The following is a 25,422-nucleotide window of genomic DNA, read 5'->3' on the forward strand; positions in this document are numbered from 1 at the left end:
AATTAAATCAACCGTCCGTAGTTGATTCGTGATCCAATACGCTCAATCAAGATTCTGAGTTGAAAGTTCTAAATTCTGAGTTAGCTTTTAACCCAGGACGCTTGATCTGAGAGTAACTTACTGAAGTCGTTAAGAAAAAGAAACTATTTCTATTTTCCATTCCCCGGATTTATCCTTAAGGTTATACTCAGCAACGCCAGATGCTACCCTGCCTTCAGCCGCGCTTTGTACATCTGTGAACGTCTGCAAATCGGCTTAACCGATGCTAGTCGTTTACCCTACGGTGACACCAAGGGCAAACAACTCTAGAAGAGTAACGTACTGGCTCTTGGACACTACTGTAGATTAGACATTCAGCAGTTGTGTGAACTACCTCGCTGTATAGACAAACGGGGCTTCCCAATTCATCAGGAATAGCCTCCAGAACTCCGTAGTTCTATTGGTCTGACATTCCCTCCAAGGGCAGAAGTCTTGGTTCCCAAGACCTAAATCTTTTCCTTGCAACATAGACCTATCAGCTTGGTTTTTGCTTATGGCATTGATGGTGAAAAACGCGGTCTTGAGGGTTTCCCTCTCCTAAGGGAGACGCTACGCGAACAAAGAGCGATTTTGAACCCGGAGGGTCAAGGCACTAACTATAATACCCGAAAAATTGGTGATTCTGACGCTCGTACCGAGCTAACTCAACGCTTACATACATAAGCGTATTTGTTTTTGCTGATGCATTTAATCAATACGCTAACTGCTTTCATCATCACCTGCTCCCCCTCCCCACCCTACTAAGAGTTGAGGGTGGGGACTTTTACAATCCGTAAAAAAGCATGGATTTAGAGAAGCTAACCGAGCTTGCTGTTAGTTACTGATTCACAAGGTAGCTATAGAGAGAGTGTACGTTCTTTAATCTGCCTTTTGTTTATCTGGGATAAAATCTTAGAAGTTGCACTCTAATATGTATGCTTTCGCTCCCTGAATACCAGGGTAGTGAACCAGCTAATTCAATGCAGCGCCAGAAAATTTCTCTTCACCCCATTCTAACGCAACCTTGCTAAAAATCAATTTCTCCGATGTGCTATGTTATGACAACTACTAGCAAGCTGCCCTACAGGGATTATACCCCTAAAATTAGCCGATTGCGGTGGATGTGCAGGAGTCGAAATTCTACACTAGCCACTGCCTCTAGCATAAACAGCATTTGTTCGGGACGCAACAGCAAACCGTCTTGGCGATAGCTACCTAGATAACGGATTACAGATGATATAGATTCTGCAATCCTATTGTGGGTTTCTACTAATTCCAGTTCAAATAAGCGATCGCGCAGATTTATTAACTGGCTCTTACCTGACTTAGTTGTGTGCTTGTACCAAAGTTCCTCTTTTGCTTTGATTGTATCAATCCAGTCTTGCCATTGTATAAGTGTTACTTCTTCAAGTGCTGCTACAGTAATCAAATACTCTGCGGACTCTAGCAGTTGGGTAGCGGCACTAGCTTTTAAATCTATCTGCTCCACATTATATATAGGTATGTCTGTGGGCATTTCACGAGCCAACTGTTCTCCAAAAGCTTCAACTGCCACTGGCACAGTTAACTCAAAATCGGCAATTTCACCGCTGCTAGTCGCCCCTAGAGCCAAAGCAGTTGCTAGACAAATCCGCGGCATTGGATGAAACCCACCAGAGAAAACGATTGGCAAGCCTGCTCGCCGCACAACTCGGTCAAATATACGGATTAAATCCAGGTGACTCACCAAAGCCATATTACCCTGTTTCCCAAACCAAACTCGCAGTCTTTGTGCCTTAGTTGTGTTGGGGACAAATTCGCCAGCAAATTTTGGGATAGCAGGTGGTTTAATTACAACGTTATGCCCAAAGTCGGTGCCACAGACGCCACAGTGAGAACAACCTTCAAAAGAGCAGTCAGGTACAATTGCGGCTTCTAGGGCGCGTTGCAAGTCTTCTTTGAGCCACTTTTTATCAATCCCGGTATCGATATGATCCCAAGGGAGGGGAATATCGAGGGAGTTAGGAGAGACGCGATTAATCGCGTCTGTACTGGGGAGAGACGCGATTAATCGCGTCTGTACAGGAGTTAGGAATTGGGTATTTTTCGCATCTGGTGATCTCTTCTGCTCTTGTACATGAAATAAATTCCATTCGCCATTTTCTACTTGGCGGTATTTCCAATCTAAACCGGCTTGGGCGATTGCAGACCCCCAAGCACTAAAAGCCTGATCTAAATTTTCATACCAGGAATCCATACCTGCACCTAATTCCCAGGCACGGCGCACTACTTTGCCCAAAGTGCGATTGCCTCGTCCCACAAAATCCTCCATTGCCGAAATGCGGACATCGGTAAAATTTACCTTCACTCCCTTTATCCGGCGGAATTCTTGCCACAACAGGTTTTGTTTACGCTTAAATTCAGTGGTAGAGACTGAGTGCCACTGGAATGGTGTATGGGGCTTGGGTGTAAAGTTAGAAATTGTCAGGTTAAAGTTTAGGGGTTTTCTGCCCTTACCCCGACATTCTTGCTGTAACCAACTTACTGTTTCCACAATGCCCAAAACGTCAGCATCCGTCTCACCTGGCAAGCCAATCATAAAATACAACTTAATTTTATCCCAGCCTTGCTCCCAAGCGGTTTTCACCCCCCGCAACAGTTCTTCATTTGTCAAACCCTTATTGACGATATCTCGCATCCGCTGAGTTCCAGCTTCTGGAGCAAAGGTCAGTCCACCTTGCCGCGTACCTCCAAGGATGTTGGCAATATTTTCATCAAATCTGTCTACCCGTTGGCTTGGTAGAGTCAGAGAAATATTTTCATTTTTTAGCCGATTTTTGATTTCCATCCCTACTGCTGGTAGGGACAAATAATCAGAACAACTCAGAGATAGGAGGGAAAACTCATTGTAACCAGTTGCCCGCATTCCCTGTTCAATTGCTTCTACAACCTTATCAGGTTCTACATCCCGTGCTGGTCGAGTCAGCATTCCTGGTTGACAGAAGCGACAGCCACGAGTGCAGCCACGCCGAATCTCAATAGTCAAGCGGTCATGCACCGTTTCGACGTAGGGAACTAACCCAATGGAATATGCTGGTATAGGAGTTGCAACCCGTCGCAGAATTCGTTTTGGCACGTCTCGGCGACGAGGATGAACTGAGCCATCCTCTGCCATATCGTAAAACTGAGGGACATATACGCCTGGTATCTGTGCCAAATCTAGTAACAGATGTTCCCGACTTAAGAGTGCTTGTTTGCCTTCTTCCAACACCAAACCAATTTCTGGCAGCAGTTCCTCTCCATCTCCAAGGGCGAAAAAGTCGAAGAAGTCGGCATAAGGCTCAGGATTCGATGTCGCTGTTTGCCCACCAGCAAAAATCAACGGAAATGGAAACTGGGTATCGGTAAATTCTCCCCTGCCCCCCTGCCTCTCTCGCCACGTCAAGGGAATTCCAGCCAAATCCAACATTTCTAGGATATTAGTTGCACCCAGTTCGTAACTGAGGCTAAAGCCTAAAATGTCGAATTCTGTGAGCGATCGCTTTGACTCTACTGCAAACAATGGCGTATTAGTTTCGCGTAGTTTGGCTGCCAGGTCTTGTCCTGGTAGGTAGGCGCGATCGCACAATTGACGCGGTTGGGCATTCAAGATGTTATAGAGGATGATGTGCCCTAAATTGGATGCACCGACTTCATATACTTCTGGGTAGGTTAATACCCAGCGTATTGCTGTCGTATCCCAAGGTTTGTGTACAGCTAAACGCTCGTTACCCAGGTAACGCGCTGGTTTTAAAATATCCGATGTTATTAATTTTTCAACTGCAACAGCCACTGTGCTATCTTCTAGCTACCTTAATTACAGCTACTCAACCCCAACCTTAGCATTGAATTAGGTCTTTTAACATAGTTTCTCGTTGCAACTTACAACTCCTTTACATAAAGTCCACTTCTTACCCAAACCTTTGTGCTTTTAGATAAAGTTATGTTGCAGCCAACTCGGTCTCATCCTCCAATATTTCAAACACCCGATCGAGTTGTGTTAGTTCAAAAATAATTCTAATTGACGGAGTAACAGCACAAAGTTGGAAACCCCGTTCTAAACTAAGAGCCAGCTTGTGTGTAGATAACAATGCCATCAATCCCGCGCTGTCTAACGATTCTACTCCTGCTAGGTCTACTACCAAGATGGAAATACCATTTTGTGCTAATGCTGTGGTCATATCTCGTTCAAATTCCAAGGTGTTTGCAGCATTCAAACAGCCTTGGGGGCGAATAACTGCAATCTTGGGATAATTAAGCACTGCTTGCATAGTTACATCCTATTGAGAATTGTCGAAGCGTCAAGCTAAGGCTTATTTGAACATAAACTCTTTTTTGCTGCATCGACCATATGTCTTAGGTCTCTTTGCTGAATCTTTATTGCTTTAGTATCTCTGTTTGAAGATTGTCATAATTCCAGTTGAAATTGTGTTTATGTATACTTTTTTTTTATTCCAATTCAAAAACAATCAACATAGACAGCCCTAGAACAGACAAATCATCAGTAACTATGCTGAGAGAACTTGCTTAGTCTATAACTAAAGCTTAATTTACCTAAGTCTTAACGGTAAGTTAAATCTCCCACTTTAGCGTTGCTGATGGCATACAACAGAGTCATAGCGAATTATCTATTTAACTAACTTAATAGTGATATAGATCACTATTAAGTTAGTATTTGGCTCACTCTTTATACCTAGATATATCTGGGATAATTAGTATGATATACACTTGGGTTATTACTTATGAGAACTCAGTACGCTATTCGTAAATTGGTAGAAAAAGCTCTTGACATTAAAAAACTAACTCCTGAGATAGAAAATGAAATAAATTCAGAATTGACGGAACTGGGTTACATTTCTGACGTTGATTACGAAGCCCTAGAATTATTAATGGCAGAGATGGATGCTGGTCGAATTCAGTTGGTTCCTAGTTTGGGATATTCCTAATTGCTTAGGCATAGAGGTTTGTTGCCTATATCGAATGAATTTGATTAAGACTGAAGCAATAAAACTTTAAAATAGGTAAAACAAGTTTTAGTAAAGGCAGAGCTTTTAGATTGACCTTAGCAATCAAGTCACTTGAAAAGTCAATTAATGCAAGGATAATGGAAAAATAGAATTATTCTCGCGTTCTAATTTGGGGGCAACTCTATCAGACGCGTAAGGGACAAACATGCATTAAATAATAGAACGCAAGTCTGATTCAATTCTATTTTCTAAAATTTAAACATCGTAAATTCGATAAGTTAGTTTTGTTGTTGGTAATGCTGTCGGTATTAAAGGCTTGACACAGGTAAAAACTAACGTTGATTCTAGGGTGTTTAAGGCAATTCAAGCATGTGCGATCGCAGCTTATTCTACGATCACTGAAGCAGAACTCCAAGCCATAATGTCGGCTTACCAAAATCGCCGTGACATGATCGTGAATGGACTGCGATCTCTAGGTTGGCCAATTCAGCCTCCGAAAGCTACTGTTTACGCCTGGACACCTGTTCCTCCAGAATATTCCTCAGTAGAATTTGTAAGGTTGCTACTTGACAATGTGGCATTATTGTGGTATTAGCAGTGGTTATGGTGCAATTGCTTTAACTATCTGTGATCAACGGTTGCAAGAAGGAATCCAACGCATGAAAGATACTGGTATTCGCTATTGCCTATACCTGAGGATGCGGCGACGCAAAGACTAATGCCCAATCCCCAATCCCTGTTGATATGCTTGCCACAGTTGGTGAATAAACTGATTGAGTTGCTGCTTGGCTGCTGAGTCAGGTTCAGTTTTTGGTTCTTTTGCTAAAACTTGGCTCAACAAGCTAATTACTTCTGTGTCTAATGCTGGCCGAAATAAATTGGCAGGCCAAAGCAGGTCAGACGCATCTCGCAAATCGGTAATTAGCGGCGATTCTTGAATCAAAGTAACCATTAATAAAGGACGCACCCAGCACAACTGGCGGGAAACTACAAATTGAATGACTTCTGCATACAGATTCCTGTCGCCATGCTCTAAAGACACAATTTGTCCTGGTTGAAGAAAATCTAGGCTAATGTCCATGATTATGCAGTTTGAGCAGGGGCAAAGATTATCTGGCAACTTTCTTAATCTTAAAAGTGAAAATGCGCTACGTTTAAGGAAAGCTTCTGTAAGATTAGGGTAGCACTCTTAGGGCAGCTATGTCTTAGACATCTGCTTCACTTGTGGCTACGCAAAACTAATAGGATCAATCCCTGCCAGCAAAGGGTTTTCCTAGCATAGTATCTGAGCAGAAATACTATAGAATAGGTGAAGGACTGTTAAGCGATCGCTACACAGATACTTTGTTGTAGTGAATCAACAAGAAAAGAGCAAAGAGCCGTGTCAGTTGAAACTATTGAAAAGCCTTCCACAACCCGTAAACTTGCGCCTCGGTATCGCGTTTTGCTTCATAACGACGACTACAACTCAATGGAGCATGTTGTACAGTCGCTAATAGCTACTGTACCAAGCCTTACCCAACCCCAAGCTGTGAGCATCATGATGGAAGCCCATACTAACGGGCTAGCTTTAGTCATTACTTGCGCCCTGGAACACGCTGAGTTCTATTGCGAAACATTGATAAGTCACGGTTTAAGTAGCACGATTGAACCTGATGAATAGTCATTGGTCAACAGCCAAGAGTCATAATCTGGAGTATTGACTCCTGATTATTGACCTATTTAGGATGAAAAAAAACCTTGTCCGTCTAGCTGAACGCCCTGCCCCTATTAGGCTGGGTTCTTTTATTTTGACTTTATTACTGCTATGGTTGCCATTGGCTGCACCAATATACTTACTAGTGCATGATTCAAACTTAGAAAGTATATTGACATTGGTATTATTATATGCGGTATTTATTTTTCTGCTGAGATTATGGGGTAAGTATGTCTACCAGCAGCCCCAAATTCTACGGCATTATGGCTTAGGATTCACGCGACAAAACGGTGTGGATTTAGTGCGTGGCTTGGCTATGGGGATAATTAATATTCTGATACTTTTTGGGGTAGAAAGTTTGTTGGGTTGGTTGGTGTGGCAACAACCGAAAGTTTTTTTGCTGAAAGTGATTTCAGAGGGTTTACTTGTTGGGCTGGGCATCGGTTTTGCTGAGGAACTGTTATTCCGAGGCTGGTTGCTAGACGAATTACAACGAGATTACAGTCCGCGTGTGGCACTGTGGACAGATGCAACCGCGTTTGCGACATTGCACTTTATTAAACCCTTGGAGGCAATTATTCATACACTGCCGCAATTTCCAGCTTTAGTACTGCTGGGGTTAACGCAAGTATGGGGAAAGCGTTGGCGACGGGGACGCTTGGGTTTACCAATTGGTTTACATGGTGGTTTAGTCTGGGGCTACTACATTATTAATGTTGGGAAATTAGTAAAATATTCTGGTCAAGTTCCTGATTGGGTAACTGGTGTGAATAATAATCCCCTACAAGGAGTGATGGGGGTGTTGTTAATGAGTGTACTAGCTTTTTGGATGCGGGGGCGAACAGTGAAAAATAAAAATGGGTAATGAACTTGTAGAAAAATAAAATATCGGCTAAAAAGTAACTACATTAATATTCCATTTAGGCAAAGTGTCAGAATGTAGCCAAAAGGTTTATAGAGATTCAACATCAAACAAATATTTATGGTTAGAAATAATGGATTGTACTCATCTGGAATATATCAAAAATGTCAATGATGATAAAGATTGGGCGTATGAAAGCTATCCTGTTGGAGCTTACTTTCAGTTAAACTTTAAAGAGAGTAAGGGTACAGGTGTAGATAATCACGCGTTTAACTTACCAAAAGGATCTCTTATCATCCTTTCTCAAAAACCGCATGGGTACGACGAGCGATACTTGACGCACGTAGTTGAACTGGTTAATGAGGGAAGTGAAGATAAATCTCAATGGGAAACAAGTACATGGGGTATTTTCCGATGGGTTAAGGTTCATTGGATTGCTGATTTCACAGATGTCAGCTGTATTCCTCTTGATCAGAAGGAAATGAGAGCCAATTGGAGTTTTCAGAACACTAAAGCCAAATTGTTGTCTAGTCCAAAGTTGATGGAGCAGTGGGGTAGTATTGATGCATTAAGAGCGCACTTAGGAGAAGTCTTTAATTAAACGATGACGCAATTTAACACCATTAAACAGCAGCAAGCGCAAAGAATATTAGAACTATTTGCCATCGCCCGTCAACGATATTTAGATGCAGGAGGAAATCCTCGACGCGCCCCAAAGGGACTCAAGGGAGATGATTATATGACAGATCAGGAAAGGCAAGAAGCGTTAGTATTAAAAAGGCAAATTTTCCCACAAGAATACATAGATAACTTTTTGCACCAGTGTCAAAATAGTGAGTCAGTTTCTTCCCAAAATTATTGAAGTTAGGTAGTTCATAATCCAGATGACTGCGATTCACCTTGCGCGATCGCACCTACGCCACATTTTTGACTGAGATAATTCCCTCACCACACCACTGGATGAGTAGCCATCTGTCAGAATCTTTATCCAGTGCTGGCTTGAGACGGAAATTAAAAACCTCTTGCCATACCTCTACTCCATACTGGGATACAAAATTTGCCTCCAATTCTTTGAACTGTTCCCATTGCCGATTTGCGATCGCGGTTAACATGGGAATGATTGCCGTGATTGAGACTTGTGCGGCGACTGGTGTCATTCTGGGTAGTCCTCAAAAATACAAATAATCGGCATAGGTGGTTTTTTGGTGTTGATGATTTTAACCAACCGTTTACCCTTGCTTCTGGCAAGCGCTTTCACAGGCTAACTCTGTTTCTGCTGCTGACCAATCCCTTGGATCTGTTACCGGGTCAAACTCCTCTTCATCTGAGTTGTTTGATTGGCTTTCGTCGGTCATGCTTTGATTCGTTAATAGGGACTGCAACTAGGTACAGTTCGACTCACAAATTTTCACCTGCTGAAACTGCAAGCACTAACAGATAGTAAAATCTTAAGTAATTGACATGATATTGTAAAGCAACACACTGCGGCGAAATAATTATAATTTTAAGGAGATTGCTTGATGCCAGACTCGTGCCATGTTTACCTCTTACGAGATGGGCAACATCAAGTCCTAACTATTCCTGATGAATTTACTCTATCCAGCACAGAAGTTTTGTTACGCAAAGAAGGTAATCGATTAATCATCGAATCCATTTCTTCCGGTTCTCTACTTTCACTGCTCGCCACTTTAGAAAATATTACAGAAAATTTTTCTGATATAGACGAAGGATTACTGCCACTCGATGATATTGTGCTTTAATCCTGCCCAATGACCTATCAATACCTGCTAGACATCAACATCATTTCAGATTTGGTAAGACATCCTCAAGGTTTGGTATTTCAGCGACTCGCAGCCGTATAGGAAAACTGCATTTGTACCAGCATTATTGTGGTGTGCGAACTGCAATTTGGTGCATCTAAAAGTGGCTCTCTCCGTCTTCTTCATCAACTAGAAAGCATCCTTGAAGTATTACCTATTTTATCGCTGTCGCCTCCCGTGGATCAACACTATGCGGTAATTCGTACACATCTAGAGCAAACAGGAAGACCCATTCGCCCTAATGACTTACTGATTGCTGCCCATACCCTAGCCCTTAACCTGACGCTTGTTACAGCAAATATCCGCGAATTTGAGCGCGTACCTGGTCTAAGTGTAGAAAATTGGCTAGTTTAAGGGCATACATTGGGGCGGTCTAGTATATTATTCATTGCAGTTTGTATAATTAACCCCTATTCAAAATGTAGCCTCCACAACTGTCCCCACCACACATGCTTTATTCAAATTAACGCCGCTCAAATTCGCACCTTCTAACTCCGCACACAATAAATTCGCCCCCGTCAAATTCGCCCCCGCCAAATTCGCCCCCCGCAAGTCAGCTTCTTCCAGGTTTGCTTCACTCAACAACGTCCCTTGCAAATCAGCGCGACTCAAATCTGCACCCTTGAGATTTGCTCCAGTCAGGTTTGCACCGCGCAAGTCAGCACCGCGCAAGTCCACACCTTGCAAGTTCACATTCATCAAATTGGCACCACTTAAGAAAGCACCCGCCAATGATACATCACTGAGTCTCGCTCCCATCAAGTTAGCGCCGCGTAAATTACTACCCCGCAAGTCAGCACCTGTTAAATCTGCTTGCATCAGGTTTGCTCCCATCAAACTCGCTCGCAAGTCAGTTTCTTGGAGGTTTGCTCCCATCAAATTTGCCCCCTCCAAATGCCCACCTTCGAGTTTGGAAGCAGCGAAATTAGTGCCGACAAGGGTAGCACCAGCAAGATTAATCCGGCTTAAATCCAGTCGGGAGAGTTCCTCGTCTTCTAAATTTGCCCCTGGAAGTTGTTTGAGTTTTCCTAATTTAATGGCTTCAATATTCATGTAAAGTAACTACCAATCTCCTCACTTATCTTGCTATGGCTATCCCATTGGGAATCAAGTATCCAGATGCCGGCGCTGACTTTGGGTGTGATTACAGGTAAGTCTAGTCCCTGTTGTAAACCCATAACTAACAAAGCTAGGGTATCTACAAGTTTAGGGTCAAAGCGGGTAGATTGTTGCTGTCTGCACTCATCTAAAGCTTGAGTAAATATCTGTTCCTGGCTTTGATTTGACAATTTTCGCTGATTGATTCGCCATTGAAAGTCTGCCAATAATGCCAAAATTCTCGACTCTAGGGGAATTTCATCTCCAGCTAAACCTGCTGGTTCCCCTGTGCCATTCCACCACTCGGTTTGGTGAGTGATAATTTGGGCAACTGCTCGTAGTCGTGGCATGGTTCGCAATACTTGCGCCCCCGGTACTAAGGGACAAGTTAAGGGAGAACTGGGCGCATCTTCTTGGTAGCGTGTGGATATACCGCCAGTGAGAACGCTTTCTGCTTTCTGTAATGGATCTATGCGATGCAACAAACTCGCCAGTCGCAACCGTTTAATTTGCCATGCAGGAAGATCCAAAAGCTGGGCGATCGCTTCAGCAAGAACTACTACTTCCGCAGCTGCCATTGGATTGTTGACATCTGCCATATCCATCAGTTGCGCCATTCGCAAAAAGGCTTGGATTTCGTTAGAAACCAAGTTCCGATCTAGCGTTTGTTTCTGAAGCGCTGTTGGTATGGATAAATTATCTTGCCCAGTCTGGAGATAATCTACTACACGGGAGACAACTGCACCTAAATTTTGGGATCTGGCCATTGACGGTACAATTTGTTGTTTATCGGCTGTGAGTTTTTCCGCCAGTTCTGGGTTGTATTTTCTGATGTGAGCGATCGCTATTTCTGCTGTGTCTTGCACTAACTCCGGCTCAAATGTCCACAAGCCATAGAATTTACGCTCTAAGTCTGATGTCGGTACTCCAGCGCTGCCATAATCAGCCTCTGATAATTCTTGACAAATCACCATCGCTGTGTATTTAGGCGATAAAATAATTAAGTGCCACTCTTGCGCCACTGGATCAGTTGGATCTAATGCTACTAAGTCTACATTGGGTAAGAGGCTAGTAGGATGTTCAGCAAAGCCGGATTCAGCAGCAGCCATGATGGCAATTTCGCGGCTACGCTGGGCGATGTCTGCATATCGTTGAGCTTCTTGTAGATACCATTTACCCTGTTGGAAGGCTGTGATAACTAGGGGTGTACCGTCGTCGGTTAAGATATGGTCTTCTAGAGCGTGGCACAGGGCAACTAGGGTATTTTTGTAGTAAACACCGAATCGAATTGGCCTGGTGGTATGGCGATGGGCTATTTCTAGCTGTTGTAAGATTGAACCTTCTAACATGGGATTTGATAAAAATAACCGCAGAGGCACAGAGAAGCCAGTGTGTTGGGCGGGTTTCCCGACTTGTACCCCTCCGGGGAAGCAAGCTACGCTTTTAGCGTTCCCGCAGGGTAGCAACTGGCGCGACACAGAGAAAGAGAGGGGGAGAAATTCAGAATTCGTATTTTCTAGGATACATTCGCTAACTGTTTTTCTTTCGTTTCTAATGGTGCAGAAAGTGCTGCTTCTAAGTCGGCACAACCCAGCTTTTCTTCTAAAATTTTCATGACTTCGCGTCCGAAATCGTTAGGGTTTTGTTGCCAAGCTTGCAAGCAGACTTCTCCAAAGAATGAACCAAGGGGTTCAGGATTCCAAAGGAGTTTTTTGGCTGTCCAAGGCATCAAACTCATTGGATCATACTCTGGTTTGAGGATGCCTTCTTTGAAAGCGTATTCTTCTAAATGGGTATGGGGTTGTAGTCCTATAAAGAAAATGGCAGGTTCGACTTTATCAACACCAAAAATCCGTTCTAGTTCACGGTGGTAGGCGATGGTTTGGCGGATGGTTTCGGGACGTTCGTCAATAACGTTAAAGGAGTAGTTAACGGAAACTAAGTCGTTAAAACCAGCTGCTTTTAAATCGCGGCAGTTTTGCAAGACGTTTCGTAGGTTATACCCCATCCGCATTTTCCGCACGAGTTCTTGAGAACCACTGGTAATGCCTATTTCAAAGTAGTTCATCCCGGTTTTCGCCATCAAGTCGCACAACTGGGGTGTCAAATTGTCGGCTCTAATGTAAGCTGCCCAGTGGATGTCTGTCATACCAGAATCGACGATTTTTTGCAATAGTTCTATGGCATCGTCGATAAATTTTTTCGCTGGGATGAATTGGGCATCGGTAAACCAGAAGTTGCGAATGCCGCGATTATACAATTGGCGCATCTCCGCAACTACTTCATCTGCTGGGTTGATGCGTACTTGTTTGCCTTCGACAACAGTGTAGACGCAATAACAACAGTTGTGAGGACAACCACGCTTAGTTTGTACACCTATATAAAAATCTTGCTCTTGCAGATAATAGTTAAATTCCGGCCAGATGCTTTCGATATAGTCGTAGTTACAGGCTGTTTTTTCTAATGGGGTGGGTTGTTCGTGAATTAGTCGTTTGCGTGGTTGAGTTTCTCCTGCAACGTAACAGCGTTCATCTCGAAAATCTCTGCCACTTAAAAGTTTTTCCAGTAGGGTTTCCCCTTCACCCACAGAAATAATTGTCCCTTGGGGTAAGTTTTTACCTAGCTGTTCATAAAATACACTGACTGCACCACCACCTACAACTACACGGGCATGAGAATTATATTTTTGGGCACGCTTTAAACCGCGTTTGATTAAACCCTGATTACGCCATAACTCTACATAGTAAGCAGTGAAGATTCGTAAACCGCCCAATCCGCCACGTAGTTTCAAAAGAGGATTTTTAGCATAGTAAAATTCAAAAGCGTTTTGCAGTGGGTTGCCACCACGTCCACCAACTGGAGCATAAATTTGAATATCCCGCCAAGAAAATACTAACAGTGTCGGTTTAAATTCATCAATACAGCGATCCAAGGCAAAAGTGTAATCTAAAGGTGGCACTGTTCCCAAATCAAAAATGCGCTGTTCGATATTAGGAAACTGTTTGTGGACGTGATCGCTTAGGTAGACAACCCCAATGGGAAAGATAGGGTTACAAGGAAGGCGAACGTAAAGAATTCGATTTTCCATCATGGGTGTTTTGACTTCCATCTTGCCAATCTTTGGGGAAAGCGAGATAAATTCCAGTTTTAGGGCGTGTTTTTGTTTTGGCTGCTCTTAATCTCTTGCAATATTGCTTGACATTGAAGCCAATTATTGATACATGAAAGTTTTATTCACAGATGTAGGAATCAATAAAATTGCTTTCCATACCAAACGCATGGTATCAACAGAGGCTTTATGAAGACATTTTTCATATAGCTTTACGATAACATTGAGTTTATTCATTAAGCGATGATCCCAGGCATTTAATCCTGGGATAGGTGAAACACAAAAATTCACTCCTGAACTAGGCTCAAGCTAAGGGGATCTTCGTCATATCTACCCTGTAATTATCTGCCCTAAAGAAGTTAAAGCTTTTTTGCCAGAGATTAAAAACTCGAAGATGTTCACATAGTGTAAAATTGTAGACAAGCGTAAATATTTACAAGATTTTTATAACCTACGATATATCTTTAGGTAGAAATTATCTCCAAAGAGTTGAGTTGGTAGTCGGAGCTACAGCAACTGGGGATCAGGCAATGCTAGGCTTGGCTAGTGTAATGTAAAATTGTGGCGTAAAGCTCCTCAGCAGTTATGGCTCAAATATTAGATCCTCTACCACCTGAGCAATCGGGAAAAATTCTCTGCTGCTACATTAATGCCACGAGCAAAATACAGGTAGCTCGCATCTCCAATATTCCTAACTGGTATTTTGAAAGGGTTGTTTTCCCTGGACAACGTTTAGTGTTTGAAACTCCGCGAAAAGGTCGAATGGAGATTCATACAGGGATGATGGCAAGTGCAATTTTATCAGATAAAATTCCATGCGAGCGCTTGATGCTCGACGAATCCAGCACTGATGAGTTTGATACAGACTCATCAGATGGAAAAGACCCTATTAATACCAAACCAATGGTGCAGCAAATTAATACAAAAATCGAAGATACTACAAAACCTTTACAAGTGGCTGGTTTAGCTTCTGTTGATTAAAAAAAATAATTTGGCTCAATTTGAGGGTTGCTGAATTCAGCAGCCTTTTTTGTTTATTATTTATTGTTCTATCGGGTATCGGGCATTAGGGCAGAGAAGAAATACTTACTACACTCCCCCTCTGCTCCCCAACTCTCAACTACAATCATTCTTATGAATCTGCCTTCATTTCTTTGGTTGTGGAAAATAGCCGCCTGGTCAATGGGGTTGTCCCTCCTAGCATATCTGATGTTAGCAGTCACTGGCGTTTGGATGTTTCGGGCGAGAACTTCGCAGCAATTCCCTTTTTTTACCCCATTTTTGGGTGGAAATAGAGAGGTGCGATCGCTCCACTATACAATGGGCATAAGCATGGTAAGTTTAGTGCTACTATTGCTGGCGATCGGTATTGTTGGTACTTTCGGTCACTTTGGTTCCTTGGGTCACTCATCACACTTGGTCGCTGGATTGATAGTGGTAGCATTAGTTTTACTGTCTGCTTTCAGTGCCATGCAAATTAGTAGCAGACGGCCTTGGGCTAGACCTTTACACATCGGCGTAAATATTATTTTGTTTTTAGGATTTGCCTGGGTATCCCTTACTGGTTGGATTGTAGTGCAAAAATATTTACCGTGAAGGATAATTTGCAATTTCAAAATGGCATAGCTTCCGTGCGACAGGCGAGCTAGGACATAGACCTACCCTACAATGAAGAAAAACATTGTAATTGAGCCGTGACAGCAAACTCAGCCAATATCTCAGCTTCTGTTTTTCGTCTGTCTCCTTTGATTCGGATAACGCTGCTGAGTCTATATATAGCACTCACAGTTCCATTACCCTTCTTATCGCAGGTAACAGCTGCACCCGTACCCCCAGGATTATTGTGGATAGGGATTAGCATCGGCTTAGTTGCCTTGTACGCGGTATTGACTGAACAAGTAATGGTAGATGACCAAGGAATTCAGGTTACTTACCCCGCCTGGGTGCCTCGCTTTTTTCGTAAAGGCTGGTTATTACCTTGGTCAGAGGTGAAAGAGTTAAAACCCCGCACTACTGGTCAAGGAGGGCTGGTTTATTATTTCCTCAGCCAGGATGGGAAAGCTTATTTATTACCAATGCGTGTAGCCGGATTTGCCCGTTTCGTCCAAATTGTGCAAGCAAAGACAGGCATTGACACCAGAGATGTTCGCCCTTTAGCACAGCCGTGGATGTACTTGATTTTACTGGGATTTACGCTTCTGCTATTATTGGTCGATGGCTGGGCGATCGCTACAGCTTTAACTACTGCACAATTAACTTAAAATTGGGCATGGGGCACTTGTACTGAGCGTTCGCGTAGCGTCTCGTAGAGAAGCCGAAGTATTGGTTATTTCTCTCTCATCTTCCCCATCTCCCCACTCCCTACTCCCCACTCCCCTTGAATACAGCAAAAGCCACACTCAGGCTAGAGCAAGTTAATCTGTTTACAAAGCTGAAAACCCAACTTCCCGATAATCAGCAGGGATACCCCATATTACAGGATATTTCTTTGGAGGTATTTCAGGGCGATCGCATTGCCATTGTAGGCCCAGTTGGCGCTGGTAAAACTTCGTTACTACACCTCCTCAACCGCCTAATTGAACCCACGAATGGTAAACTCTATCTAGAAAATCAAGAATATCACCAAATTCCCGTCATCCAGCTACGCCAGATGCTTGTACTTGTATTGCAAGAATCTAAGCTGTTGGGGATGACAGTTCAGCAAGCTTTGGCTTATCCTTTAGTTTTGCGTGGTTTGCCCAAACAGACAATTCAGCAACGAGTCAGTCACTGGATAGAACAAATGCACATTCCCAGTGAATGGTTGGGGCGAACAGAGGTACAACTTTCTGCTGGACAACGACAACTAATAGCGATCACTCGTGCCTTAGTCATCCAGCCTAAAATATTATTATTAGACGAGCCAACCTCTGCTCTAGATGCTGGTACAGCTTCTCATCTAATGCAAGTCTTAACCCAGTTGAGTCAAACTCATCAAACCACGATTCTGATGGTAAATCACCGACTGGAACTAGCCCAGATGTTTTGCACTCGGTTATTACACCTGCAACAAGGTCATTTATTCGCAAATCAAAGAGTCTCTGAGATAAACTGGGTTGAATTACGAGAAAGCCTAATTAAAGCAAAAGCTCAAGACGATTTTGGATTTTAAATTTTGGATGAGTCAGGAAACAGGAATCAGAAGTCGTTTTCTTGCTCCCCCTCACCCCAATGCCCTATTTGCCCTGTTTGGCCCATTTACACTTGACTACTACTAAGTGTTGAACGTTGATTACTAAATCTCTCTCTAGCTAACTTTGTTGTTTGTGACTGTGAAATATTGATATTCAAAATTTCCATGTTAAAACGGTATCCTACATTGCGGATAGTTTGAATCAAGTTGGGTTGCCGGGGATCGAGTTCAACCTTTTTCCGCAGCGACAAAACGTGAGTATCAATGGTACGAGGGTTATCGATAGCGTCAGGCCAAGCACGACGCAGCAATTCCGACCTACTCAGAGGCACTCCCCCAGCTTGTGCCAAAACGTACAGCAAACTGAATTCTTGGGGCGTTAAGTCGATGAACTCCCCTTGGAAGCGAACACGGCGCTGAACTAAATCGATTTGCAAAGTGCCATAATCCAGATAAGCTGGTGCAGTAGGTGTACGCTTCCGGCGAATCAGTGCCTCTACCCGTGCCAAAAACTCTTGCATCCCAAAAGGTTTGCTTAGGTAATCATCTGCACCCGCCTTTAAACCTGCGACAATATCAGCTTCACTATTACGGGCAGATAGCATTAAGATTAGAGGCTGCTGCTGACGATGCAACCAACGACAAAACTCAATGCCATCACCATCAGGCAGGTCTGCATCCAAGACTACCAGTGTTGGTTGATGGCTTAAAAATACTTCCCTTGCTTGATAAATGCTGGCAGCTTGATGCACACGGTATTCCAGTTGTTGCAAGTGCCAACCCAACAACGACCTCAGATGGGGATTCCCCTCAATGATTTCTATACAAACCGAACCCACGGTGGCAAGATCCCTTAGCGTCGATGCCTTTCAAAGTAACAAGCCCATCTCTAAGGTTTTGTAGCCTTTGTTACTTCAATTGCTATTAGCTTTACATTTCCTCATAAAAAGCGTGGCAATATCTTTAATTTATGCCTTGCCAAAAGGCGATTAGAAATATTATTAAATTTTTATTAAGTTTATAGAAAGTGTTGTTAGACTTATTAAAAGTTCTTTTAACTTAACATTCTGCTTTCAGCTGGGTGTAATGTGGCAAATATTTATAACCCAACCAGCTAACCGTTACTACAACAGCTTTTTAACCTGATGGTGAAAGGAGGTTTTTTTCGCAAAAATTAGTGCCTACATTCACGAACATAACACCAATACAATTGGGCTGTTGAGTGTGAAAATCAGAAAAATAACTTAGCAGATAACTAGAATCGATGTTTTCTGGAATAGGATTAAAGTAGCTTGTAGCTGCTATGAGGGTACTGCCCAAAGTAGATGTGTTGACTTTGAGTTGATGCCAAAGTGAAATTACACTTCACATTTGAGCGTGAATCATTTACAATTCTCATTCCAAAGAGATTAATACAGCAGTTATGCTCCAAGACACACAAACCATCCGCTATTACCAAAGACTCACCGACGCCTTCGTCGAGTTATGGAATCGCGGTTATCGCACGGATGATATGCGGATGTATTTGGATGGATATCTAGCCGCACTGCGACATGGCAACATCATTGAACCTTTTCTGATTCATCGCTTAGAAGAGGAAGCCAGCCGCTACTTGTACGATGGATCAAATTTTGCAGTGCCGCAACCACAGCCACTACCTGATTACTACTAAGTACCATTTACCTGTCCATTGATAGTAACCGTTAATTACCGCAGATAATTATAGCATATTATCTGTATTCGTCAATGGGTTCCCGTGGTGTGAAATTTTGGAGATATTGTATTGAGAAAACGCATCCCCTCAGCCCTATATTGGTCTTGCCAATTCGACTGAGGGGATCTTTGACTAAACCTGAAATCAATTCCAAGACAGGTCAGCCCCTTTGGGGAAGTCAAAAGTCAAAAGTCAAAAGTCAAAAGTATTCATTAGAACCCCATAAATAAATTTAGGAGCTTGAGTCAACTGACGTAGTATTTCTTGTACTACGTATCTCGAAATACATTTTTTTATTTTCCATAAATAAATTTAGGGGCTTGTACCTTTTTCTTTCTGGTCAAGTATTTTTGTCAAAAACCTATTAAAAAAGCCTTGAAACGGGAGAGAAATAGTATCTCCCCTTTCAAGGACATTAAAAACGGCATATTGCCTTGATTGCGAAGCGCAAATTCAGCAGCATACCCTCTGGTTTGCGTAAAGAGATATTACGAGGCTAGTGCTACTTCTACCTTTTCCTGCAATTCACCTTTTTGGTACAGTTCAATCAAGATGTCAGAACCGCCAAGGAATTCACCATTGATATACACTTGGGGAATTGTCGGCCAGCTAGAGTATTCTTTAATTCCTTGACGAATTTCAGAGTCTGATAGAACATCAACTGTCTCGAAGGGAACTCCCAAGGTATTGAGAATCTGCACAACGTTGTTGGAGAAACCACATTGGGGCATTAACTTGTTTCCCTTCATGAAAACTAAAATCTTGTTCTGTTGTAGCAAGCTATCAATTTTCTCTTTGAGTTCTGGCGTCATGGTATTTGTGTTTCCTATGTTGCATTCAACGATGACGAGTGAGAAGTTAAATTTATAACTCCTAACTCCTAATTCCTAACTCTATGTTTACGAAGCTGGTGTTGCTTGCCAAGCTTCGGGAGTATATGTTTTTACTGCCAAGGCATGAATCGCTTCAGTTGACATAGCTTGCCCCAAGGCACCATAAACTAACTGGTGCTGTTGCACGAGTCCCTTACCTGCAAAGTGCGATGAAACTACTGTTACCTGATAGTGGTCACCGCCACCAGTCAAGTCTTGCACCTGAACCTGGGCGTCTGGCAGTTCCGCCTTGATCATTGCCTCAACCTGCTGCGGACTAATCATCGCTATTCCTGAAAAACTTACTTTTCTATTATTAACAGATATAGAACAATTGCCTGTGCCAACTTAAAGTTTTAGCACAGTTGGGGATAAACTGCCTCTGAGGTCGATTTTTGAGAACGCTGGGTCAAAGCTAGGGCAGATAATCCTATCCTAGCACTGGCACGTTCCAAGGTGCTGTTCAGGGAGATGGGGGAGATGAGGAAAAACAGGCAACGCCAATTTAATTTATTTTTTTGGGGATGAGGAAGATGAATTAGCACCTTCTCTAGGATAAGGAGAATCTACAAAACCTAATTCAAACAACTGCTTATAAGCTTTCTTGCCTAAATCCCGTGTCGGATTTTGACTCTTAATTATTTGAATCAACAACGGCACAGCTAATTCTGGCTGATTTTGTGCCCGATGTACCAATGCTAGCTGAAAGGTCGCCTCATCTCGCTTTTGGGCTGTTACTAGAGCTTTTTGACGCTGAGAATCAGAAACTCTATTGTCAATTCCCGAAAAACTAGAATTTAACTCTTGATAAAAATTAGATAGCTGATTATAAACCTGACGTGCTTCTTGGAGTTTCTTAGCAGCTAAGGGGTAGTTTTGAGCAGAAACGGCTTTTTCTGCATCTTTCACGAGGCGATCGCCCCCTTCAATGCTCAAAAGGCTGCTATTTTGGGTTATGGGGTGAAGGGTATTGGGATCGTTGGGGTCAATGGGTTGTGGTTGGCTGGTAGTGCCTGGTGACTGTGATACCTGAGCATTCACAGGTGATAGCAGGCTGAGGACTGCTATAACTGATAAAACAGTACGGTGCATCAAGGTAACAGCGGCAGCAGTGTTCATGGGATCAATTAGTGCGACAACTATATAAAAAAGTTATGGAAACTTCGGGTATCTTAACTCTGTTTTGGTCTTGGACAAAGCAAGACACATCCTAAGTATCTCTGATTTAGGACTGAAAATTGGTTTAATAGAGTTCCCATTACCCTTGTATAGTAACTAACTTAAATCGTCATGATCTGCGATACTTACGGTGGACTGCCTCAATGCATTAATTCCTCTGATTTTCCAATCATCGGTTTACTAGCCAGTAGCTTGGGAGTAGTTTCACAAGGCGGTGGCCAAAAGTTGATTTGAGAAAAGGATTTAGACTGCTTCACCATCTGTCTGACTACCGACTTTCCTCTCCAATGATTATCTCAGGTTAACTGGGATATTTGGCAGGAGAATCTTCCCAAAGCACTGCTTGAACTATTCGCGTAGGCGTAGCCCGCCATAGGCATCGCACCAAACCACTTAAACATGACGATGTTCCCAGTCCGCGCTTCCCAAAATTTTGTTTTTACCAGTCATGTTGACAAAATCAAGTAAAATCCAAAAACTTTCATTTAATTGTCTGACCAAATAGTGAGAATATTTATCATCAACCAACTCACTATGCAGACAATTATTAGTTATTTGCTCAAAAAAATGCCAATTTGGCTGAATATCCCCTCAATAGAGGGTAATCTATATATGTAGGCATCCTCAAAGGTTGCAAAATACCACTAATCTTTTGTGACTTATTCAGGATGTATATAGCAGTTAGAAATTAGTGCCAAATCTTGAAAACGTCCAATTTCTGAATTATATACTGTTAATGGTCAATGGTTAGGAGCCAGTTTTGGGAGTTTTGACTAGATTAAGAATTAGTAATTTCTGCAAATGCGTGATTAGTAATTTTTGTTTCTTGATGGCTTAATTGTTGCAGTGCTTTTGCTAAATCAGCCGTCATGCTTTTGGCATCTTGTTTTATACAGCCACTCATGTAATCCGCTACTTTGATTGGGGAGCCAATGTGAATACTCACATCTGTACCCCAATTTGGATAAGGTTGGCTGTAATTAATGCCTATGGGTATGATTTTCACTCCCAGCCCGGAATAACTAGATTCAGCACTCAAAGCAAGACGAGCAATTCCAGGCTTCAACTGGTGAACTTGGCCATCACGAAAAATGTTACCTTCTGGAAAGATGACCAGGGTTTTTTCCTGCTGAAGTAGCTCAACTCCATGTCGCAGCGTGCGGATTGACGGATGCTTAGAATTTACAGGAAACCCCCCCAAACGTCGGACAAACCAGCCTTGGAAACCTTGGCATTCGTCAATAGTCACCATGAACCGCAGGTCTTGTTCTCTCAGACAATCAGCGGTAGCGTAGGGTACGAGCAATGCATCCCAACGCGCCCGATGAGTAGGTGCGAGGATCACAGGTCCAGTTGTGGGGATATTTTTTTGTCCGGTTATGCTAATTTGCCTAAAGAATAATGGTAATAGGCAGTGACGCCCGAATAAATATGCCAGAGGACTTAACCAAGGAGAAACCCTTGAGGTAGTACCAGCCACCTCAAAATTTGCTGGCGTGCGCTGACAGGTATCGGATGAAGAGTAAAATTCCATGATGACGGATGCAGTCGATTGACAGGTAAAAATTTAACGAAAAGCCTGATTAGTTACACCGTAGATTCTCTTGCGTGAGTTATGTCGTACTAGATGGACAGTTTTACCTCTGTCCGTAGTTTACCCTATGCCGCCTAGTGGCAAACCAAGCCTGTAATTGCTGACGACAAGCTGACTCTAGAATGCCTCCAATTACCTGGAGACGGTGATTAGAAGCACTGCTATCGGGTATGTTAATAACTGTACGAATTGCGCCAGTTTTTGTATCGTCTACTCCATATACAAGTAGTCCTATACGTGCTTGCACAATAGCACCTGCACACATCGGGCAAGGTTCGAGAGTTACGTAGAGGGTGCATTCATTAAGATGCCAATTTTGTAAATTTGTTGCAGCTGTCTTAAGAGCGAGAATTTCCGCATGAGCGGTAGGATCTTTGTCGCGCTCTTTTCTGTTTTCTCCTTCTGCCAGCAGTTTGCCAGTTGGATCAATGATAACAGCACCTACAGGGATTTCACCTGCATTACCTGCTGCTTTTGCTAATTCTAGAGCATAATTCATCCATTGTTGATGTATAAGATATTCTGTATACTTAGTTAGCATATTCTGATCAATCCGCTAGGTGCAACTTAATATTCTGACTTCACTTCCATTCCTCTCTCCGTTGGCGTCAGCCTGCCGATACAGTTATTCAGAATGATAATCATTGTTAGGGGGGTGGGAGAGATGCCGTTGGCATCTCTCCCACCCCAAGTTGTAGTAAATTTAATGATGATTTGATTTTGGGATGTTTAAGGTGTCAATACAACTAACGGATTCATTGAAAAACTTGTTGAGGGAAACTGCCAAGCAATTAAAAGGTGCGCTCAAGCGTAAATTTATGGCACAAACAGTTACGGCATGTAGAATTCGTACAGAATTATTTGCAAAAGGTACTTCAATAGGCCCTAATGATTTCCAAATAGCTGCGATCGCTTTGACACATAACTTGACGTTAGTTACGCACAACACAAGAGAATTTAGTCGCGTCAGTGGACTAATAATTGATGATTGGGAGTAAGAACAAACACAACATGGAGCGTAGTCATCGCTTCCTCAATTGATTCTCCCAAGACTGTCGAAAGCTTTGCTGATACTGACTAGTGAAACTATAGATGTATACTGAATTTGGTACTGAACTATACTTGCCATTAGAGCCAGAATCAACTTTGCACTTGATTTTTAGCCGACAATGTACAGTACAAATAAAATAAAATTAAATGCCAATTACAACACCAACACGTAGGGCAATCCGTTTATACTTTTTTGCATCATAGGGCATACCTGTGTGCATAACTTGGGAATTATCCCAAAATAAAATATCTCCAGGTTGCCAAATATGGGTATAAACTGGCGTACAGGAAAGAATTCCCTGAAACAAATCCTTCCAATATTGTTTAGCTAATTCCGGCTTATCTTCTAACCCCTGAAGAATCGAAGTATCTGAACCTAAATATAATCCTTTTCGCCCAGTTACTTTGTGAGTAGAGACAATGGGATGTAATTTTCTGGGAATCTCCTCTCCTGGTTGTGGGGAGATAGGTGACAGGTGATACATCCAGAGTTGTTCTAATTGCTGCCGATGTTGGCGATCTAGATTGTGATAAGCTTTCACCATGTCGAGATATTCAGTGGTGTGAGGCTGTCTATCCATTGCTTTTGCAGGGATTTCCACGCCATAAAGCATCACCACGTAAAGGCTATTCATATCCAATCCCTCCGTTTTTGGGAGGTGGTCTTTGTCGTGATGCCATTGCCAAGCAATTTTGCCCACAATATCCTGAGAAAGCCCCTTGGGATTCCCTAAAATGGCAACTCCAGGACTTTGTAAGTCTGGATCAATTTCAGGGTCTAGGGATTTGGGGCGACGACCAAGAGTTGTATCACCGAAGGTCTGAATGGCAAAGTCTTTCAACTGGGATGCCGTCAGTTTTTGCTTTCTGACAACAATAACCCCATGTTCCCAAAGAGATTGCTTCAATTCCTCAACTTGTTGGTCTGTTATAGATGCAAGATTACAATCTCGTAGAACTTCCTTGCCCAGTCTTGAATGCTGCTGTACGGTCAACAATTTATTTATCCTAAGTAAATACCATCATATGATACTATTCACCTCAATCTTTGTGCTTTACGCAAAAAACGAATCAGCTGTATATTTTATTTCTTGGAAGTCCCTTACGTGAAAATTCAAAATCCAAAGTTGCCCAACATAGCATCACCAAGGCAACTATTGGGGGTTAATTCTATTGCTAAATCGCGGCTTGGACTAAAAGGGGATCTAATTGACTTTGTGTGTCTAACTGATAGAGGTCATCGCAGCCGCCAATGTGCTGGTTATTGATAAAAATTTGCGGTACACTACGGCGTCCGTTAGCGCGTTCTGCCATTTTAGCTCTGGCTGCTTCGTCGCCGTCGATTTTATATTCAGTAAAATTTACACCTTTCCACCACAGCAGCATTTTGGCACGAATGCAGTAAGGACAAGTTTGCCATGTGTAAAGTTCGACGTTGGCTTTGACTCGCTCTGGATGGCGATTTAAGAGGGGATTAAGAAAGTCCAGCATAATTTTCTTAAGCAAGATTTTAACTATGTCTCTAGCCTAGATCATTACTGGCATTGCCTACCGCATTGGGGCTGGAACCCACTTTTGGAAACTCTCTAAATGATTCCAGTAAGACAAATATCCAGTCAATGCCCAAATTAGAGCCGCTACTATCAGCACAGCGATGCCAATTAACCGCCAGGTTCGGTTAGTTTTCCAATAAAGAGTTGGCGCAGCAAAAATACCAGCTAATCCAGTTAAAATAAAGCCGATTCCTGACAAAAGCGGTTGCTTTGTCAAATTCAAGTTGAGGATGCGGATACCCACTACGATCGCAACTACACCAGCAAAAAAGCCGTAAATTGCTATTGTCAATAAATCCCAACCTTGAGCAAGAGCGATTGCCGCCGCAACAAATAAGATTCCAAATAAGACACTTGTTTCACCGTAGGCAATGTTATAGCTACCAGTAATTGGCCAGGTGAAGCTCATGTGTAAACCAGTTGTTAGTGCGATCGCACCTGTAATTCCAAACCCTGGAATCCACTGTCTTTGATTAGAACTATCTATACCACGATACACATAGTCAGCCAGTAGAAATAACCCAGCTACCATATTAATTAACATTAACGTGATGTAGTCGATAAACACGATTAACCTCTTGATGTTTTTCTGAGTTGATATAAACTACCTCAAGTTACATTGTGACATTTATAAAATATTTAAAACCACAGATAAATGCAGATTAATACCGAAATAAAGCGTAGCAAAACTTAACTATTT

33 protein-coding genes and 1 pseudogene are annotated in these 25,422 nt (G+C 42.5%); 17 read left to right on the plus strand and 17 right to left on the minus strand.

Annotated features, from left to right (window positions below; genetic code table 11):
* The first annotated feature begins 498 nt into the window (after positions 1 to 498).
* A complete protein-coding gene (locus V7K48_RS04770; RefSeq protein WP_335070064.1) occupies positions 499 to 702 on the plus strand; it encodes a hypothetical protein in 204 nt (67 codons plus the stop codon).
* A gap of 406 nt (positions 703 to 1,108) precedes the next feature.
* On the opposite strand, the gene V7K48_RS04775 is transcribed toward V7K48_RS04770, so the two are convergent.
* Complete coding sequence (locus V7K48_RS04775; RefSeq protein WP_335070066.1) at positions 1,109 to 3,829, minus strand: TIGR03960 family B12-binding radical SAM protein; 2,721 nt, start codon at positions 3,827 to 3,829, stop codon at positions 1,109 to 1,111.
* Positions 3,830 to 3,977: 148 nt separating this feature from the next.
* Positions 3,978 to 4,307: an STAS domain-containing protein gene (locus V7K48_RS04780; RefSeq protein WP_335070068.1), complete on the minus strand. Its 330-nt coding sequence runs from the start codon at positions 4,305 to 4,307 to the stop codon at positions 3,978 to 3,980.
* A gap of 471 nt (positions 4,308 to 4,778) precedes the next feature.
* On the opposite strand from V7K48_RS04780, the gene V7K48_RS04785 reads away from it, so the two are divergent.
* The 3 genes from V7K48_RS04785 (at position 4,779) to V7K48_RS34875 (ending at position 5,722) form a co-directional block, all read left to right on the plus strand.
* On the plus strand, positions 4,779 to 4,982 hold the full coding sequence (locus V7K48_RS04785; RefSeq protein ID WP_334736947.1) for a hypothetical protein: 204 nt from the start codon (positions 4,779 to 4,781) through the stop codon (positions 4,980 to 4,982).
* 337 nt (positions 4,983 to 5,319) lie between these two features.
* Positions 5,320 to 5,598 (plus strand): aminotransferase class I/II-fold pyridoxal phosphate-dependent enzyme, encoded by a 279-nt coding sequence (locus V7K48_RS34870; protein WP_442949405.1) that lies wholly within the window; start codon positions 5,320 to 5,322, stop codon positions 5,596 to 5,598.
* Complete coding sequence (locus tag V7K48_RS34875; RefSeq protein ID WP_442949406.1) at positions 5,576 to 5,722, plus strand: hypothetical protein; 147 nt, start codon at positions 5,576 to 5,578, stop codon at positions 5,720 to 5,722. Before V7K48_RS34870 ends, V7K48_RS34875 begins: the two co-directional genes overlap by 23 nt.
* Here V7K48_RS34875 and V7K48_RS04795 read toward each other — a convergent pair.
* A complete protein-coding gene (locus V7K48_RS04795) occupies positions 5,719 to 6,084 on the minus strand; it encodes a hypothetical protein (protein WP_334693344.1) in 366 nt (121 codons plus the stop codon). The two genes, V7K48_RS34875 and V7K48_RS04795, sit on opposite strands and share 4 nt — an antisense overlap.
* A gap of 300 nt (positions 6,085 to 6,384) precedes the next feature.
* Between V7K48_RS04795 and clpS the strand changes: the two genes are divergently transcribed.
* The 4 genes from clpS to V7K48_RS04815 all read left to right on the plus strand — a co-directional run bounded on the left by clpS (position 6,385) and on the right by V7K48_RS04815 (position 8,423).
* Positions 6,385 to 6,666 (plus strand): ATP-dependent Clp protease adapter ClpS, encoded by a 282-nt coding sequence (clpS, locus tag V7K48_RS04800; protein WP_104907504.1) that lies wholly within the window; start codon positions 6,385 to 6,387, stop codon positions 6,664 to 6,666.
* 64 nt (positions 6,667 to 6,730) lie between these two features.
* The gene (locus V7K48_RS04805; RefSeq protein WP_335070070.1) at positions 6,731 to 7,564 is read left to right on the plus strand and encodes a CPBP family intramembrane glutamic endopeptidase; all 834 of its coding nucleotides are present in this window, start codon (positions 6,731 to 6,733) and stop codon (positions 7,562 to 7,564) included.
* Between the two features lie 64 nt (positions 7,565 to 7,628).
* Positions 7,629 to 8,162: a hypothetical protein gene (locus V7K48_RS04810; protein ID WP_335070072.1), complete on the plus strand. Its 534-nt coding sequence runs from the start codon at positions 7,629 to 7,631 to the stop codon at positions 8,160 to 8,162.
* A 3-nt stretch (positions 8,163 to 8,165) separates the two neighbouring features.
* On the plus strand, positions 8,166 to 8,423 hold the full coding sequence (locus tag V7K48_RS04815; RefSeq protein WP_335070074.1) for a hypothetical protein: 258 nt from the start codon (positions 8,166 to 8,168) through the stop codon (positions 8,421 to 8,423).
* 52 nt (positions 8,424 to 8,475) lie between these two features.
* On the opposite strand, the gene V7K48_RS04820 is transcribed toward V7K48_RS04815, so the two are convergent.
* A complete protein-coding gene (locus V7K48_RS04820; RefSeq protein WP_229492475.1) occupies positions 8,476 to 8,718 on the minus strand; it encodes a hypothetical protein in 243 nt (80 codons plus the stop codon).
* Positions 8,719 to 8,790: 72 nt separating this feature from the next.
* On the minus strand, positions 8,791 to 8,916 hold the full coding sequence (locus V7K48_RS04825) for a hypothetical protein (protein ID WP_335070076.1): 126 nt from the start codon (positions 8,914 to 8,916) through the stop codon (positions 8,791 to 8,793).
* 165 nt (positions 8,917 to 9,081) lie between these two features.
* Here V7K48_RS04825 and V7K48_RS04830 point away from each other — a divergent pair, with 165 nt between their 5' ends.
* Complete coding sequence (locus V7K48_RS04830; RefSeq protein WP_335070078.1) at positions 9,082 to 9,321, plus strand: AbrB/MazE/SpoVT family DNA-binding domain-containing protein; 240 nt, start codon at positions 9,082 to 9,084, stop codon at positions 9,319 to 9,321.
* 111 nt (positions 9,322 to 9,432) lie between these two features.
* Positions 9,433 to 9,735: a type II toxin-antitoxin system VapC family toxin gene (locus V7K48_RS04835; protein WP_335070263.1), complete on the plus strand. Its 303-nt coding sequence runs from the start codon at positions 9,433 to 9,435 to the stop codon at positions 9,733 to 9,735.
* A gap of 60 nt (positions 9,736 to 9,795) precedes the next feature.
* Here V7K48_RS04835 and V7K48_RS04840 read toward each other — a convergent pair whose 3' ends face one another.
* The 3 genes from V7K48_RS04840 to V7K48_RS04850 form a co-directional block, all read right to left on the minus strand.
* A complete protein-coding gene (locus tag V7K48_RS04840) occupies positions 9,796 to 10,434 on the minus strand; it encodes a pentapeptide repeat-containing protein (protein ID WP_335070080.1) in 639 nt (212 codons plus the stop codon).
* Positions 10,431 to 11,828 (minus strand): DICT sensory domain-containing protein, encoded by a 1,398-nt coding sequence (locus tag V7K48_RS04845; RefSeq protein WP_335070082.1) that lies wholly within the window; start codon positions 11,826 to 11,828, stop codon positions 10,431 to 10,433. The genes V7K48_RS04840 and V7K48_RS04845 overlap by 4 nt, the downstream gene beginning before the upstream one ends.
* 167 nt (positions 11,829 to 11,995) lie before the next feature.
* Complete coding sequence (locus tag V7K48_RS04850; RefSeq protein ID WP_335070084.1) at positions 11,996 to 13,588, minus strand: photosystem II high light acclimation radical SAM protein; 1,593 nt, start codon at positions 13,586 to 13,588, stop codon at positions 11,996 to 11,998.
* Positions 13,589 to 14,173: 585 nt separating this feature from the next.
* On the opposite strand from V7K48_RS04850, the gene V7K48_RS04855 reads away from it, so the two are divergent.
* The 4 genes from V7K48_RS04855 (at position 14,174) to V7K48_RS04870 (ending at position 16,739) form a co-directional block, all read left to right on the plus strand.
* A complete protein-coding gene (locus V7K48_RS04855; RefSeq protein ID WP_335070086.1) occupies positions 14,174 to 14,569 on the plus strand; it encodes a DUF1830 domain-containing protein in 396 nt (131 codons plus the stop codon).
* 153 nt (positions 14,570 to 14,722) lie between these two features.
* A complete protein-coding gene (locus V7K48_RS04860) occupies positions 14,723 to 15,184 on the plus strand; it encodes a DUF4079 domain-containing protein (RefSeq protein WP_335070088.1) in 462 nt (153 codons plus the stop codon).
* Between the two features lie 98 nt (positions 15,185 to 15,282).
* Entirely contained in the window at positions 15,283 to 15,849 is a 567-nt protein-coding gene (locus V7K48_RS04865) for a hypothetical protein (RefSeq protein WP_335070090.1), read from the plus strand.
* Positions 15,850 to 15,965: 116 nt separating this feature from the next.
* Positions 15,966 to 16,739 carry an ABC transporter ATP-binding protein gene (locus V7K48_RS04870; RefSeq protein ID WP_335070092.1) on the plus strand — a complete coding sequence of 258 codons (774 nt, stop codon included), beginning with the start codon at positions 15,966 to 15,968 and terminating at the stop codon, positions 16,737 to 16,739.
* Between the two features lie 86 nt (positions 16,740 to 16,825).
* Here V7K48_RS04870 and V7K48_RS04875 read toward each other — a convergent pair whose 3' ends face one another.
* Complete coding sequence (locus V7K48_RS04875; RefSeq protein ID WP_335070094.1) at positions 16,826 to 17,599, minus strand: response regulator transcription factor; 774 nt, start codon at positions 17,597 to 17,599, stop codon at positions 16,826 to 16,828.
* A gap of 584 nt (positions 17,600 to 18,183) precedes the next feature.
* Between V7K48_RS04875 and V7K48_RS04880 the strand changes: the two genes are divergently transcribed.
* Positions 18,184 to 18,432, plus strand: coding sequence for a DUF6761 family protein (locus V7K48_RS04880; protein WP_335070096.1), 249 nt, complete (start codon positions 18,184 to 18,186; stop codon positions 18,430 to 18,432).
* 530 nt (positions 18,433 to 18,962) lie between these two features.
* Here V7K48_RS04880 and grxD read toward each other — a convergent pair.
* From grxD to V7K48_RS04895, 3 genes are all read right to left on the minus strand, one after another.
* Positions 18,963 to 19,286 (minus strand): Grx4 family monothiol glutaredoxin, encoded by a 324-nt coding sequence (gene grxD, locus V7K48_RS04885; RefSeq protein WP_334971402.1) that lies wholly within the window; start codon positions 19,284 to 19,286, stop codon positions 18,963 to 18,965.
* Between the two features lie 87 nt (positions 19,287 to 19,373).
* Positions 19,374 to 19,631, minus strand: coding sequence for a BolA family protein (locus tag V7K48_RS04890; protein ID WP_094332828.1), 258 nt, complete (start codon positions 19,629 to 19,631; stop codon positions 19,374 to 19,376).
* Positions 19,632 to 19,856: 225 nt separating this feature from the next.
* Positions 19,857 to 20,465, minus strand: a complete 609-nt coding sequence (locus V7K48_RS04895; RefSeq protein ID WP_335070098.1) for a hypothetical protein — start codon at positions 20,463 to 20,465, stop codon at positions 19,857 to 19,859.
* A gap of 171 nt (positions 20,466 to 20,636) precedes the next feature.
* Between V7K48_RS04895 and V7K48_RS04900 the strand changes: the two genes are divergently transcribed.
* Positions 20,637 to 20,759: a hypothetical protein gene (locus V7K48_RS04900; protein ID WP_335070101.1), complete on the plus strand. Its 123-nt coding sequence runs from the start codon at positions 20,637 to 20,639 to the stop codon at positions 20,757 to 20,759.
* A 544-nt stretch (positions 20,760 to 21,303) separates the two neighbouring features.
* Here V7K48_RS04900 and V7K48_RS04905 read toward each other — a convergent pair.
* Positions 21,304 to 22,059 (minus strand): lysophospholipid acyltransferase family protein, encoded by a 756-nt coding sequence (locus V7K48_RS04905; protein WP_335070103.1) that lies wholly within the window; start codon positions 22,057 to 22,059, stop codon positions 21,304 to 21,306.
* Positions 22,060 to 22,162: 103 nt separating this feature from the next.
* Positions 22,163 to 22,660, minus strand: coding sequence for a tRNA adenosine(34) deaminase TadA (gene tadA / locus V7K48_RS04910; RefSeq protein WP_335070105.1), 498 nt, complete (start codon positions 22,658 to 22,660; stop codon positions 22,163 to 22,165).
* Positions 22,661 to 22,961: 301 nt separating this feature from the next.
* On the opposite strand from tadA, the pseudogene V7K48_RS04915 reads away from it, so the two are divergent.
* Positions 22,962 to 23,117 (plus strand): annotated as a pseudogene (locus V7K48_RS04915) (PIN domain-containing protein); the annotation flags it as partial.
* Between the two features lie 195 nt (positions 23,118 to 23,312).
* Here the strand turns inward: V7K48_RS04915 and V7K48_RS04920 are convergent.
* The 3 genes from V7K48_RS04920 to V7K48_RS04930 all read right to left on the minus strand — a co-directional run bounded on the left by V7K48_RS04920 (position 23,313) and on the right by V7K48_RS04930 (position 25,290).
* A complete protein-coding gene (locus V7K48_RS04920) occupies positions 23,313 to 24,167 on the minus strand; it encodes a TauD/TfdA dioxygenase family protein (RefSeq protein WP_335070107.1) in 855 nt (284 codons plus the stop codon).
* Between the two features lie 178 nt (positions 24,168 to 24,345).
* The gene (grxC, locus tag V7K48_RS04925) at positions 24,346 to 24,660 is read right to left on the minus strand and encodes a glutaredoxin 3 (protein ID WP_335070109.1); all 315 of its coding nucleotides are present in this window, start codon (positions 24,658 to 24,660) and stop codon (positions 24,346 to 24,348) included.
* Positions 24,661 to 24,717: 57 nt separating this feature from the next.
* On the minus strand, positions 24,718 to 25,290 hold the full coding sequence (locus V7K48_RS04930) for a DUF981 family protein (protein WP_335070111.1): 573 nt from the start codon (positions 25,288 to 25,290) through the stop codon (positions 24,718 to 24,720).
* Positions 25,291 to 25,422 lie beyond the last annotated feature (132 nt).

Source organism: Nostoc sp. (genome assembly GCF_036919615.1).
Lineage (GTDB): Bacteria > Cyanobacteriota > Cyanobacteriia > Cyanobacteriales > Nostocaceae > Nostoc.